At 38.0% G+C, this 14,223-nt stretch carries 14 protein-coding genes and 1 pseudogene; 1 reads left to right on the forward strand and 14 read right to left on the reverse strand.

The window, feature by feature from the left end:
* Positions 1-46 precede the first annotated feature (46 nt).
* The 14 genes and pseudogenes from A3I7_RS0102650 to A3I7_RS0102715 form a co-directional block, all read right to left on the reverse strand.
* Complete coding sequence (locus A3I7_RS0102650; RefSeq protein ID WP_018375234.1) at positions 47-1,246, reverse strand: helix-hairpin-helix domain-containing protein; 1,200 nt, start codon at positions 1,244-1,246, stop codon at positions 47-49.
* Between the two features lie 629 nt (positions 1,247-1,875).
* Positions 1,876-2,436, reverse strand: coding sequence for a shikimate kinase (locus A3I7_RS0102655; RefSeq protein ID WP_018375235.1), 561 nt, complete (start codon positions 2,434-2,436; stop codon positions 1,876-1,878).
* Positions 2,436-3,011: a GNAT family N-acetyltransferase gene (locus tag A3I7_RS0102660; protein ID WP_018375236.1), complete on the reverse strand. Its 576-nt coding sequence runs from the start codon at positions 3,009-3,011 to the stop codon at positions 2,436-2,438. Before A3I7_RS0102660 ends, A3I7_RS0102655 begins: the two co-directional genes overlap by 1 nt.
* 56 nt (positions 3,012-3,067) lie before the next feature.
* Positions 3,068-3,589: a hypothetical protein gene (locus tag A3I7_RS0102665; protein WP_018375237.1), complete on the reverse strand. Its 522-nt coding sequence runs from the start codon at positions 3,587-3,589 to the stop codon at positions 3,068-3,070.
* Between the two features lie 270 nt (positions 3,590-3,859).
* Positions 3,860-4,248: pseudogene (locus A3I7_RS13050) on the reverse strand (VOC family protein).
* Positions 4,249-4,436: 188 nt separating this feature from the next.
* Positions 4,437-5,018, reverse strand: coding sequence for a flavin reductase family protein (locus A3I7_RS0102675; RefSeq protein ID WP_018375240.1), 582 nt, complete (start codon positions 5,016-5,018; stop codon positions 4,437-4,439).
* 41 nt (positions 5,019-5,059) lie between these two features.
* Positions 5,060-5,656 (reverse strand): ligT like phosphoesterase, encoded by a 597-nt coding sequence (locus A3I7_RS14425; RefSeq protein WP_245538832.1) that lies wholly within the window; start codon positions 5,654-5,656, stop codon positions 5,060-5,062.
* Positions 5,657-6,171: 515 nt separating this feature from the next.
* On the reverse strand, positions 6,172-7,386 hold the full coding sequence (locus A3I7_RS0102685) for an FtsW/RodA/SpoVE family cell cycle protein (protein WP_018375241.1): 1,215 nt from the start codon (positions 7,384-7,386) through the stop codon (positions 6,172-6,174).
* Between the two features lie 701 nt (positions 7,387-8,087).
* Positions 8,088-8,807 carry an acetolactate decarboxylase gene (gene budA, locus A3I7_RS0102690; protein WP_018375242.1) on the reverse strand — a complete coding sequence of 240 codons (720 nt, stop codon included), beginning with the start codon at positions 8,805-8,807 and terminating at the stop codon, positions 8,088-8,090.
* A 98-nt stretch (positions 8,808-8,905) separates the two neighbouring features.
* Positions 8,906-10,132: a tetratricopeptide repeat protein gene (locus A3I7_RS0102695; RefSeq protein WP_018375243.1), complete on the reverse strand. Its 1,227-nt coding sequence runs from the start codon at positions 10,130-10,132 to the stop codon at positions 8,906-8,908.
* Positions 10,122-11,303: an AI-2E family transporter gene (locus A3I7_RS0102700; RefSeq protein ID WP_018375244.1), complete on the reverse strand. Its 1,182-nt coding sequence runs from the start codon at positions 11,301-11,303 to the stop codon at positions 10,122-10,124. Before A3I7_RS0102700 ends, A3I7_RS0102695 begins: the two co-directional genes overlap by 11 nt.
* Before the next feature lie 315 nt (positions 11,304-11,618).
* Entirely contained in the window at positions 11,619-12,179 is a 561-nt protein-coding gene (locus A3I7_RS0102705; protein WP_018375245.1) for a GNAT family N-acetyltransferase, read from the reverse strand.
* The gene (locus A3I7_RS0102710; protein WP_018375246.1) at positions 12,163-12,651 is read right to left on the reverse strand and encodes an NUDIX hydrolase; all 489 of its coding nucleotides are present in this window, start codon (positions 12,649-12,651) and stop codon (positions 12,163-12,165) included. The genes A3I7_RS0102705 and A3I7_RS0102710 overlap by 17 nt, the downstream gene beginning before the upstream one ends.
* Positions 12,641-13,123, reverse strand: coding sequence for an NUDIX hydrolase (locus A3I7_RS0102715; protein WP_026217099.1), 483 nt, complete (start codon positions 13,121-13,123; stop codon positions 12,641-12,643). Before A3I7_RS0102715 ends, A3I7_RS0102710 begins: the two co-directional genes overlap by 11 nt.
* Before the next feature lie 83 nt (positions 13,124-13,206).
* Here A3I7_RS0102715 and A3I7_RS0102720 point away from each other — a divergent pair, with 83 nt between their 5' ends.
* Positions 13,207-14,220: a lactonase family protein gene (locus A3I7_RS0102720; RefSeq protein WP_018375248.1), complete on the forward strand. Its 1,014-nt coding sequence runs from the start codon at positions 13,207-13,209 to the stop codon at positions 14,218-14,220.
* Positions 14,221-14,223 lie beyond the last annotated feature (3 nt).

The following is a 14,223-nucleotide window of genomic DNA, read 5'->3' on the forward strand; positions in this document are numbered from 1 at the left end:
TAATGTATTGGTAATCTATTTATTCAACCTAATTCTACACGAGTTCCTAGCTCTTTTTAAACCTCACACCGTTTTCTTTGAGTTTTTTGACTGTTGCTGGGCCGATTCCTGAAATGGCTAAGATTTCTTTTTCAGTGTATTTTTCTAAATCCTCTTTGCTCATAACACCAGCATCGCATAGATATCGGCTTTTATCTATCTGAATTCCTTTCATGCAGGGAGAATTAAAAAACTCCAATCGTTTGCGCGGAGAGTCAGGCAGACTATCCTGATAGTCTTCTGCTAAGGCAAGCATTTGATGGATAACAAAGTTTTTTGTCTCCAAAAAAGTCTGGAGAGGATGCAAGGCAATCTGGAGAGATAAAGCTGAATTAGGGCGATAGACTGAAACTTCATTAGCCATGTCAAGCAGGTGAACCCAATACGGGCTATCAAAAGCATACAGAACTTCGTTATTGATGGCAACTAAGTCAGCAAACAAGGCTCTAGCCGTCTCCATGTCCCCGTTTAGCAACTTAGCAATAATCAGGTGCACAAGCACACCATCATCCTGCCAATCTTGGGCTAGCTGCTCTTCATAAAAATCTTCAATTTTCTCTTCTTGATAGAGGGAATTGTAAACACCCATCATCAGATAAATAAAGCCAGGTGGAAATCTATCATCAGCAGCAATTTTAGACCGTACAAAATCCACTACTTGACCAGCTAAACCGACCAGCCCCTCTTGCAAATAATTCTCTATCACAAAAGTGATAACGGTCAAAGGACTGCGCGCTTCCAAACTATACCAAGATTCATAATCAGCTTTCTTCCACTCTTCTAAAGCCACTTGATAAAAATCTTGTAGTTCTTTTAAATAGTCAGCTGAAAATTCTGTGCTTCTCAAGATCAAGGATTGAAATCTTGCTTCAAAGTGGTCTGGATATTCTGCCAGTAGATTGGTAAGTAAACGGAGCTGTATCTCTTCATCTTCCTCTTCCATCGCTTGGTAAAGGAGCTCATCTGCTTCGTCCATTTTAGTATCTCCAAACTCTAAAATAGAAGCTAATTGTTCTAAAATTTCAGGATTCCTAGTTTGTTCATATTCTTTAAAAAGTCTATTAACTGACTCCTCATCTAATTCAGGTTCAGAAAAAGCTTGTGGGTAATCAGCCTTTTCTGCAAAAGAAGCAAAATCAATAATTTTGTTTTCTTCTTGTTTTTGCTTCCGTTTTAATTCTTTTTTCCGATTTTTCTTCTTAGCCATAATTTTTCCTTTTTGTTCTGAAGTGTCAAATTAAACACACAGCTTCCCCATAATATCCCTCGTAAGGTGTTGTTCATTTGGGACATTTTTTAGCCTATATTAGCTTGTCTTCTCACTCACTTTTCAGCAATCCATAAATCGAATTTGTGCAACGTTTTTCTTGATCGTTTTGATACCTATGAGTATAGGCATTTAGGTAAAACAGATAAAGATAGAACTTTGCTATTTCTAGTTTTCAGATATAGTCTTTTAGTTTGCTTTTAGTACAAGGCAACGAGCTGCAGGTTGCTAGAACAGCCTCTAGGCTGTTCTAGGTTGGAAATAAGACATGCGAAGCAAGTCACTTTCGTAAAGTACGACAAGGCGAGTTCAAACAATCCAGTGGAGTGTTTGAAGTTGGAAATAAGGAAACGGAGTTTCCTCTTACGTCGAAGTAATAAAAGATAAACTAATTGACTATATCAAACTACGAAGTTTCAATGGAGTTTACACGTCGTCAAGTCAAGCTAATAAGGTCTAAATTCTATTTTCGAAGAATATTAAGTTTCATTTAAGCATTAATCGATATACTATAACCAATCCTAAAACTTTTCTTTTTCATAAATCTCCTAGGAAGTAGTCAGCTTATATTAACTGGCTACTTCCTTTATTTTTTCCAAAATCAGCTGAGCCGTTTCTTGCGCAGAAAGGTTGGTGTTGTTAATTTTGCAATAATGCTGTAGATTTTCTGGAGCTTGCTTGGGATTAAAATTCGCAAAACTAGCAGTATCAAGAATATCCTTCTCAGACCATTCTAAATTTCGCTTCAAAGGCTTGTGCTGCAAACGATTTTCAGTGCCATTGCGACGCAAACGCTCCTGCAAATCTGTCTCAAGTTCGACAAATAAAACCTTTCTCTCGAATGTGTGAAAAACATCTTGAATTTGTCTTAAAAAATCAACATCATTTGAATCATTAAAGTCAATCACAACTGTAAAAATTAAAGGTCTATTACTTTGAGCAAATGCTTCAAAAAAGTTCATTCTAATTTTTCGAATAAGCTCGGTTGAGATTGGCCCATATTCCATAAAACGCCGAACAAAATCAATGCTATCGTGATTATGAAACAAAGTCATATCAGTCATCTTTTCAACTTCTTGACCAATTGTCATCTTGCCAGATGCCTGTGCACCAATAATAACAAGATTCATCATCTCTCCTCCCACTCCCTCTTCAACAGCCCATAAGCCAAATCATCACAGCGATTGCCTTGGGTATCTTTGCGGTCACGGATACGAGCTTCCAAAGTAAAACCTAGTTTTTCGGCCACGCACTGGCTTTGTTTGTTTGAGCCATAGCAACGAATTTCAACTTTGTGAAGGTTGAGAAGGGTAAAACCAATTTCAATCAAAGCACTGACAGCCTCTGCCATGATGCCTTTCCCCCAATAATCTGGATGGAGCATGTAGCCAATTTCAAAGACATCATCTTCATGATGGTGGTTGAAATCGCAAGAGCCGATAACGCGGTCACTCCCCTTGACTGTAATACCATATCCTGATGGCAGATTTGCTTTTTCAAGATTTTGGTAGTAACGATTTTCAAAATAATCATACTCGTCTTCCAGAGTTGCAATGGGTGGCAGACCAGCTGGATAAGCCACATTTTCTAAGCTGACGTAAGCAAACATGTCTGGTACATCATCTATCGTCCGTTGCCGTAAAACAAGACGGTCAGTCTCAACTTTTGGTAGTTCCTTGCCATTATAGTTTTCTAAAATTTTCACAAAATCACTCCTCTCACTAACCGCCATTGTTAACAAATTAAATGGTCAGCAACCAACTATTTTTTACTTTCTGACCATGAATTTTCAACATAGGCAACCTGATTTGCAAAAATATTACTGCTTTTATCTCCTTCAAGAGAAATTAGGTACACGCGATTACTTTTCTTAGTTTTAAAAATCCATGCACACAAGAGCTTTCCATCAACCTTAGAAGTACCATAAACTTGATAAGCTTGGTAAGAAGCATCAGTGTTATAGTCTGTAATCACTGCTTTTGAACCCGTCAAACCTTCAAAATTACCAGTTGCATCCATATTTCCTATATAATTATCGGCCACTTGTTTAACTGTTACTTCATCAATTGCATCTACACCTAGTGTCTCTTTTGTGTAACCACCCATAGTAATAATCGTATAACCATCTATTGCTGAATACTGATAGCTACCTTCTCCATTTTGATCAGTAAACTTCACCCAATCTTTAGGAACATAAACATACCCAACTTCGTCAGTCCCAATTTGTTGCATGTTCGTAAGTGAGTTGTCTTTTTTCTTAGTGGTCTTCTTTGTTTTCGACACAATCTTTGTTGTCTCCTGCTTCCCTTCACTCTTAGAATTTCCTTGAGCGGTACAGGCTACAAGTCCTGGTATTAATACTAGCACGCAAAGTAAAAATATTAAGTTCTTTTTCATAAATCATTTGAAGCACCCTGAATCTATATCTGAGCACTATCTCCTTTCAATATACCTTTCAACGTAAGTCAATTTGCTTCAATGAAACTTGACTTTTATTCCCATACCCATAATATTATGTTACGGGTTACATCCAACTTTGGCAGTTCCTTGCCATTATAAGTTTCTACTATTTTCATTGGCTATTACCTCAATTTTTATCCGATCAGGATCTTCTAAATACAGGGCAAAATAATTTTCTCCACCTGCAAAAGGATACTTCTCTTCATAAAGCAAGGGGACATCGTGTTCTTGAAGAATTTTCTTCAAACGCTCAACATCCCTTCTGCTGCCTCCGTTTGATTAAGACCTACATGGCAACGGTGATAAGGGAGGGAAGCATACTTTTCAACCACTTGAACAAAGACAATATAATGCTCATCTTTACGATAACTAAAACCAACTGACCATTCCTGATAGAGCCGATAGCCTAATTTAGGTAAAAGAAAATCATAAAATTCCCTGCTTTTTATCAAATGACTGACATAAATCTCGATATGGTTCACCTAGACTTCCTTTCTAGGATAAGTTATTAAGAAGCCGTATTCACAAGCAAAGTGCTTGTAGATAAGAGATAGTTTTTCGCTAATCAAGGCAATTTTTTGAGGAATACTGACTGTATTTTGAAAAAAACTAACAATGAGTAGCTCAAAAACTAGCCTTAGATGAAAGTGTTGAACTGTGAGTAAAGATTCTAAGTTCTTGAAGCTAACTTTCTAGACTTACGACTAAAACTTCCAAGTTCATCACTTTCCACTTTGTCCAAATAGCGATAACGTCGCTCCTTCCCATCCCCCATAAAATAAAGTGGATGAAAGTTTCTACTGTTCAAATAACCTTCATCATCTAGTAAATCTCTATCTACCCAACGTTTAACAATCCGTGCTGTAAAATTCACATAGTTATCAAATTCCTGTATAGCTTCAACTTGGCATTCTAATGACAAAGGACAATCAGCTAACAAAGGAGCATCTATCTGTTCTGCCTTACTATAGTCCACATCAAGCATTTTCAACTTATCGCGATGTGTAATAAAACCTGCTCGTTCCATCAAGAAAGATTGATTTTCTGTTGGAACATTTAGGGTGAACTCTTTAAAATATTTGATTTGTTCAGTAGCATTATTGCTACTGGACAGACCAATGACAACCATGTCACCTAGACTATAGGAAGAGCTGCTTGTTGTGATATTATAACCAAAGCACTGGTCCTTGTAGCCTAAGATAAAAATGGGGAAGCCATAATAAAGTTTCTCAGTTTCAAAAGGAAGTTTCATCTTTTGCTCCTTAAATAAAGTAAAAACGTTCTGATAATTTTTCATGCTCGTAAAAGTTTGATAATAGAGCTTACCAGTATCCAAGGCACAGTCACGCTGCATTTGTTTAGCTCTGCAACAAGCTTTTTCAGCTTTCTTGCTTCTTCAGCTGAAAAACCATTGGCATTGTAATAGGCTAAAGTCACATGTGGCGTAAAAGGATAGGGCAAAGGCGTCACGCCATCAACCAGCCTGTACAGGCTCATCAAGTTAACATAGTCGACCTCCCTGTCTGGCACCAAGCCCATCACCAAGCTGGTATCTACCATATTAAAGATAAAAGAGCTTCTCATCTTGATTTTTGGAGAAAACAAAGACCTGGCTGCCAGTTGCTGTTTCAACTTCTGGCGATTGCTTTTCAACTCAGGCATTAAACTACTCAGGCGTGAGCCACTTGACAAGTCATATAGGGTCATGTGGTAACTGGAAACAGGAAAAGCCTCTGCAAAACAGGCAGGCACTTCATCATAGATCTTTTGGACAAGGGCTGCCAGCCAAGTCTTATCTTCCTCTTCCAAGTCAAAGACAACCGTATCGCCGTAAAAATCACAAAAGCTATTATCTGGATGGACTTTTACTGCTACAGAAACACCAGGCAAAAAGTCCGTTTCTGGTAAGGCTTATTCTACCTGCTCAAATTGATTGATCCGTTCTAAAAACTCTACGAAAGTTTCCATCACTGCTATCCCTTCAACAAAAAATCGCCCCTGCCTTTCGACAGGGACGAACTTTTTATAAATCCGCGGTACCACCCAACTTCGGGCAAATGTACCCGCAACTTTGTTTATCCAATTTTAGCCTCAGCAACCAGCCTTAACATTTGTACGGATTTCTCAACCACACCGCTTTCTGTAACAAATGGTCTTTAAGACACCTCTGAATGCTTTTATTTTAACAAAAAATATCTGAGAAAGCAATGTTTGGAAATAGTTCTAAAAGATTTTTTGAAAAAGATAGTCATCCATAAAAATTAACAATAAGCTGTCTCAGACCTATAGGAAAATAATTAAACTAGAGGTAGTGGTTAATGTGAGTAGGATGAAGGCACCAACATATCATTTGATTTCTGCGTATAAGTACATTAAAACCTTGCCGAGGCAAGGTTTTTACTAATTCAATCATATTTCCGACTACGTTCGAAACGCGCTTCTATTTCTTTTTCTTGATTGAGGCTATTTTGATAACTCATTGATAAAATAAGCCCAACACCAATCAAATTTGAAATAAGGGAACTTCCCCCTTGGGAAATGAACGGTAGAGGAATTCCAGTTAATGGTAAAATACCAACAGTTGCACCAATATTTTCAAAAATATGGAAAAGAATCATCATGATAAAACCAGTAGAAATGAAGGTGTAGAAACGATTATTAGACTCAATGGTTACACGAATCATACGGTAAATCAAGAGCAGATATAAACCTAGTACAACTGCCCCACCCACAAAACCAAAATCTTCGGCAATAACGGTGAAAATCATGTCACTTTCCCTGACAGGTACCGATAAATCAAGAACGCTGAACCCTTTACCAAGTAACCCACCACTGCCAATAGAAATCATACCTTGAGTTTGTTGGTAGGCAATCGTCTCTGAAAAATCAAAAGGATGCAGCCAAGCAGATATCCGATTAATCTGATAAGTATCCATACCCAAATTGAAAAGAAACTCTTTTCCTTGTGGCAGTAAAAAGATAAGCATAAAAATGCCAAAAAGGAGAATCACAAGTCCAATAATAGGTAAAATAATCCACCAAGAAATTCCAGCCAAGAGAACTATTCCAGCCAAGATTGCCGTAAAAACTAAGGCTGTCCCCAAATCTTTTTGTAAACCTAGCAAGAGCATGACAGGGGCCGTGATAAGAGCAAAAAGACCCAATAATTTGAAGTCTTCTCTTAGCGACATTGTTAAACGCCTCTCTTGAAACCAAACCGTCGTTTTAGCCAGCATCAAGATATAAGATATTTTCATAAATTCTGATGGTTGAAAAAGTGTCACGGAACCGATGGTAACCCAGTTTTTAGCCCCAGTAGAAGCGACTAACACCGGACTATAAAAGATTAGGGGAAGAATCATCAGCCCCAAACCAAGCACATACAAAAATGGGGTTATCTTCCAGAGAAATTCCGTCGAGAAAAGCATGACGACCACTGCAATAAGTCCACCTAGAGCCATCCAGATGACTTGTTGAGTCATGATACTACTCACACTGTCTGAGTAATCGTTAGCCGTTGCGATATAAACGGCTACGAGACCAATTAGAAGAAGAAAAAAAGTCGGTAAAATAACGGAATAATCCACACGACTATCAATAGAACGTTTCTTGCTTGTCATAGTACTTCCTTTAATTTTTTACCATCCTTTGCTTGTCACCGTAGACTGATATTTGAGTTTTGATTTGTATATTAGAACTTGTATTCACAAGTGAAGTGCTTATAGATATGAGATAATTTTTTCGCTAATCAAGGCAGTTTTTTTGAGGAATACTGACTGTATTTTGAAAAAACTAACAATGAGTAGCAAAAAAACTAGCCTTAGATGAAAGTGCTGAACTGTGAATACAGGTTTTTAGACTGATTCGACAATCAAAGATACAAAAACAGTGTAAGAAAAGTCTTAACACTTAACTCCGGAAAAGTCAATTTTCTGTTTAGAAATGAAAAGATACTTTCCAATCTATGCTGGCTAACCTCAGGATAACTTGGTACTTTAGTATTTTTATAGGCATTTACTGCTTCATTATCTCGCTTTGCCGTACTCCAGTATGGCTTACATCTCACAGCCGTATACCAAAATATCATAGCAGAGAATTTAAAATCTTGGGAATGTCACAAAGAAATAGAGATTGCTTCCACTGACGCTAGACAAGAAATGTAACAATCAGATTTTATCTTGAACTGAGTATCAACTTACGGGATGGTCTGACAACCATTATACCATGTTTTGAAAAAGTCGGTGGTCAGAAAATGACAAAAATTTTATGTAAACGAAATCAAAAAAATAAAATCTGAGAACATGTCTCAGATTGATAGCCTTTATTCGCTTTTATTAATATCTTCTTTTAGTTCATCAAGCTTAAATTTGGCAAAAAGGTATTCCCGATCTTGAACAGGAAAACGTTGATCTAGTTGGTCAACAGGACCAACCTCAACAACACCCTCGGTAATAACAAAATCCATAACATGGCCGCCAAAAGTGTGATCATCTGAGATGAAATGCAAGTGATAACCAGCAACACTAACACCGTGAAACATCTCTGGCGTCCAAATACCAACAATCGTGCCAATAACGTTTTCTTTGGTGTATTCAGGTTGATGAGTTGCCACATCCGCAAACTTAGTATCTGGGGTTGATTTCGGAATCATTCGGACATGCATTTTTGAAAAGTGTCCCTTAATTTTGATAGAACGAAAAAGATTGACACCATCATAATAAGATTCGATGCGGTCTTCAAGTTCTTTATCGGTCATCTCAAACCGCTGTCTAAAGATTACTTCTGCCTGATGAGGAACCACCGCAGCATAAGGAACTTTGACATCATTTGACACTTCGACCACTTCTGCCTTCCCATCAGATCCCTTGGCTTGGTAGGCTTTACCATCAAGCACAATCAGCTCACCATCAATAGAATCTAAAGTCCCAATGCCTAAATCACCATGCTCTAACAGCTCACCTATTGTTAACGTTCCACCATACAACCCTGCCATCAAGGCACTGAGTGTATTGTACTGAAAAAGTTTAATTGCTTCTGCCATGATTTCCTCATTATCTCTTGGATTCTTATTTCCATTATAACACAGTTTCAAGATTGCTTTCTATGATTTTGTTTGCTAAAGAAATTGAGAAGCTCTTCTTATTCGCTCAAGAAATCTAGCATATTGACATCATCTGGTACTAATTTGAGATAACGCTCTGCTATGTCGCGAGCACGCTCGCGGTAGCCAAATTCACGCAAAATATAAGCATAATCTTGAAGAAATTCTGGATTTTCTTGTAAATCAGACGCCAAACCTTCATAGATCGCCAGAGCAGCCTCTTCATTTTCCAAGGCTTGATGGGCTTTAGCCACATTCCATTTGGTCAATAAATTATCAATATCATCATTTTCCAAGGCAAGAACGTCTTCAAAACGCTCTTCCTCAAGATAGAGATTGGTCAAGCGCATGAGAACTTCCTCATCATCTTCAGCAACTTTCTTAGCCTTGAGCAGATAATTTTCTGCTTGGGTACTATCATGTAATTCGTAGGATAATTGCGAAGCTAAAAGTAAGAGATTAACTGCAAATTCATTCTTCGTCAGGCCTTGCTGCACAAGGCGTAAAGCCTCTTGTGTTTTGTGTTCTTCATGTAGTGACAAACCATAAACGTACTCGTATCCAGCAAAATCAGGATTCATGGTATCTAGTTGTTTGAAGTAAAGATTAGCTTTTTGATACTCTTTTTGATCATAAAGAATAGTCGCCAATTCAAAAACAGCTTCATCTTCGTATTCAATCTCAATTGTTTTTTCCAAAAATTCAATAGCCGCTTCAAACTTACCTAAACAAGCATAGGCACGGCCAATACGTTGATAAGTAGAAACTCCTGTCAATTCTAAAATCTCACGATTATCCAATTTAGCATAGGTTTGAATGGCTTGCTCATAATGCTCTAATTCATATTCGATTTCAGCTAAACCAAAGATAATCAATGGATCTTGACTTATTCGGTTAGCTTCCAATAATTTTTCACGCGTAACATCTGTCAATCCCTCCATGTCATACAAATCAGCCATGACAAGAAGAGCAGACAAGTAGTCCTCACTATCTGGTGAGATGGCATCCAAGTACAAGAAAGCTTCCTCAATATCCCCATCTTCTGCAGCAATTTGTGCCAGATTGATGTTTACCTCTGGAAATGCCTCACGTTCCTGCAAGTAGATGCGTTTAGCCTGTGGCAAAAATCCAATAGATTCCAGATATTCTGCCAATTCCAAGAGAACATCGCTTCCATCTTCTTTCAAAGCACGTTCAAAATATTTATTTGCATGAGCTAAATCCTGATTCTGGATTGAGGTCAGCATTTTTTCACTATTTAACATTTTTTATGTCATCATCTCCTTGCTTAAAATCCTCTTCATAGAGGCCACTTATCACCTTGTACCAATCAAAGATTTCCTTAACGACAACCTTAACAGAAGCATAGATTGGGATAGCCAAGAAAACGCCCCAAACTCCAAACATAGAACCAGCGGTTAACAAAATAAACATAATAGTCACTGGGTGAATACTTAATTTACTTCCTAAAACTAACGGAGATACAAAACGTCCCTCAATGGTCTGTTCAATCATGAAAATAATAAGAACCTTAACCAACATCAATGGTCCCTGAACAGCTCCCATAATGACCACTGGAATCATAGCTAGAAAACTTCCTAAATAAGGAACCATATTCAATATTCCCGCCATAATCCCGAATGTTAAAGCATAGCGTAAACCAACAAGGCTAAACATAATCGAAAACATAAAACCAACTACAATGGCAACAGTCACCTGACCTTGCACATAGCCTGAAAGCTGCTGGTTGATATCTCCTAAAACCCTAGCAGTAGGTTGGCGAAATTTGGGAGGTAACACCTGAACTAAGCCATCCTTCATTTTGCCACTGTCTCGTAAGAAATAAAAAAGGACAAACGGTGAAATAATAATAGCAATCGTTACCCTAGCAATGATGCCTGCAAAACTAGACGCCCAATCAAGTGCATTTTTTGAAAAGCTTTCAGCATAAGTCACTGCCTTGGCTGTAATATTAGAAAGCATATCTTGCAACTCAGACTTATAATTATTTAACCAAGGATTTTGTAAAACTTTTGTCGCCTCGTAATTTACTGAACGAACATAACCCGGCAAATTAGAGACGAAAGATAGGATTTGTTCACGAATCATAGGAATAATACTAGCAATTGCCCAAATCAGCAAAATAACAATGACTGTAAAAACCACAAAAATGGCAGAGACACGCCCCAAACCACGACGTTCTAAAAAATCAACTAAAGGTTTAATGAGATAATAAAGAAGCGCCGAAATGACAAGAGGCAGCATGATAATACCCAAAAATGATAAAATTGGAGTAAAAATAAAGGAAACTTTAGTCAATAAATAGACGGTTAAAAACACCAAAAAAGTAATCAGAACCGCTACAACTGCCTGATTATCTAAAAACCATTTATAAAACCATGAATCTGAAAATGTCTTCTTTTTTTGAGATTCCATCGAAAAGTCCTCACTATCTAATTATCAAGATAATATCAATTATATCATTTTCAACCAAATTAGGCTTATTGCGACTACATCCCAGTTTTGCTTTTTTGTCCTATCATCCTTGAATCTGCTTTGATACTAAATTTAATTTCCCGTTGCATTTTATTGAGTAAGGTCGATATCCCTTTCTATCAGACCAACATTTCTTTTGTACGAGTTGAAGGATACAGCAAATTCGCTTATCACATTTCGTATCAACTTCTCAACACCGTTCAATCCTGACTTTTGTTAAAAATAATCAAATAAAGAAACAAATATTCAGGACAATCAACAGTCATGAACAGACTTAATAGGACTTACCTGGCGAGTATGCTCACCTAACATTTTCTCCATCCAAATCATATCATACCATGTTTGAAATTTATAACCAGATTGGTGAAATTTGCCAACCAAACGAAACCCCAGTGCTTCATGAAATTTTTGACTGCCGTTGGTCAAATAAGGATCCTCGTGATCTGTTGTCGCAATGCAGGCATTTAAATTAAGGACACCCATTTTTTTGAGTCTATTTTCCAACTGCTCATACAAAAGGCGGCCGATACCTGCACCTCTAGCAGTGTTCGACAGATATACCGTTGCTTCAGCTGACCAAGCATAGGCAGCTCTAGGATGAAAGCTAGAAGCGTAAGCATAGCCTAAGATAGTCCCCTCATCCTCAGCAACTAAGTAAGGATAAAAAGCTGAAATCTTTTGAATACGCCCCTGAAATTCCTCCAAACTGGGTATTTCATATTCAAAAGTGATGGCAGTTTTTTCCACATAGTAGGCGTAAATCTGAAGTAGGTCTGCCGCATCCTCCAAAGCTACCTCTCTAATCCGAATTGACATAATCGTCTCCAATCTCATTTTGAAAAACATGAACAATCTGACCTTGCCATTTTGGTAATTCCTCTTTTAAAAAAGAGGGTTTTAAATTGATAGAAGGCAGCTGAGTAATTTCCACCCATTTGCAAGTTCCCGAAATATCTGGTTCATTCATGTGGCTAGGTGTCCCTTCCAGAAGCTGACACAGATAGTGGAACTCAATGTTGTGATATCGCTGACTTCCTTGCTGGAAATGGTTTTCCACAATAAAAGCTAGTTTATCTGACGAGATGGTCACTCCTAATTCTTCCACAACTTCTCTAACCGCAACCTGATAGCTACCCTCGCCTAATAAAATTGCACCTCCGGGTACAATATACTGATTTTTTTCTTCACTAAAAACCGTCAGTAACTTACCATTGTTGACAATCAAAGCAGAGCTTCTTACGCCAAAAGTCAGTTGCCCTGCCTGCACCCTAAAATCTTTACTTGTCATAAAAAGTTACCTCTTTGTTCACCAATTTCTGCTCTTTGTCATAGGTAAATTTGGCAGAGAAAAAAGGAACATCTGCTAAAATCCATTTAAAAATTTCATAATCTCCTTCCCAAGTCGGCTTGGACAGGACTTGGTCATAAGGAACCCACTCCAGAGTCCCCTCCCTAGACTCCTCATCAGAAATCAAGACTCCTTCAAAATCGGTAACCTTAAAGACGTAGGTATACCAATCTTGATTCGGGGTAAATTCAGGGAAAGTAATGACCCCTTTAAAATCCATTTTCTTAACAGTCAGATGGGTTTCTTCCAGAATTTCTCTTTTGGCACATTCATCTGGCGTCTCACCCGCTTCTATCTTCCCACCAACTGATATCCACTTACCTTCATGAACATCATTTGGCTTTTTATTGCGATGAAGCAAAAGCAACTCCTGACCGTTATCAATGTAACAAATCGTTGCTAGCTGTGTCATACCACTCATCCTCTCTATTTTTCCTTCTATTATAGCAAAATTTTGTGATATAATGACTTTATTAGACAAATAAGGAGTCACAAATGATTGAAACGGTTTATTTTGGAACCTATACTCAAAAAACATCAAAGGGTATTTATGCCGCTGATTTTGATACAGAAACAGGACAACTTGATAATCTCAGACTTCTTGCCAAGGAAGGTTCACCAACTTATCTAGCTTTTTCCAGAGATGGCTACCTCTACTCTGTCAGTAAGCAAGAGGGGCGAGGAGGTATTGCCAGTTTTAATCCAGATTTCCAGCTTATCAATCAAGTTCTCGAAGAGGGATCTGGGCTTTGCTATGTTTCCGTAGATGATAAACGCCAGTTGATTTATGGCGTCAACTACCATAAGGGACAACTCCTTATTTATAAGCGCCAAAATGATGGTAAGTTAAATCTAGTCAATAAACTGCAATGTCATGGGGCAGGTCCTCATCCAAACCAAGATCGTTCACACCTTCATTTTGCAGATTTAACACCTGACAAGTATCTGATCACTTGTGACCTAGGAACAGATAGTCTAACTTCTTATGACATCAACGCAGATGGTAAGCTGACTAAAATTGGTAATTATCAAGCTGCACCAGGCGCAGGCTGTCGCCACCTCATCTTTCATCCCGACTTCAAAATAGCCTACATGATTTGTGAGTTAAACGCTACCATTGAAGTTTTGATTTATGATGGCTATGGTCAGTTTGAACATTACCAGACTATTTCTACTCTCCCCGATGACTATCATGGCTTCAATGCTTGCGCAGCTATTCGCATTAGTTCAGATGGCAAGTTCATCTATGCTAGCAATCGCGGGCATAATTCTATTGCCGTTTTTGAAGTGGCGGGGGATGGTATCCTTGAAACACGCCAAATTATTTCAACTTCTGGCGAGAATCCACGTGATTTTAACCTTTCTCCTGATGGCAAATTTCTTCTAGCTGCTCATCAAGATTCTGACAATGTGACTATCTTTAAACGTGATAAAGCATCAGGAATACTAACCGAAATTAGCCATGAATTTTTAGTTCCTGAAGCCGTCTGTCTTGTTTTTAAAAAATAGCTG

Source organism: Streptococcus orisratti DSM 15617 (assembly GCF_000380105.1).
GTDB classification, from domain to species: Bacteria; Bacillota; Bacilli; order Lactobacillales; family Streptococcaceae; genus Streptococcus; species Streptococcus orisratti.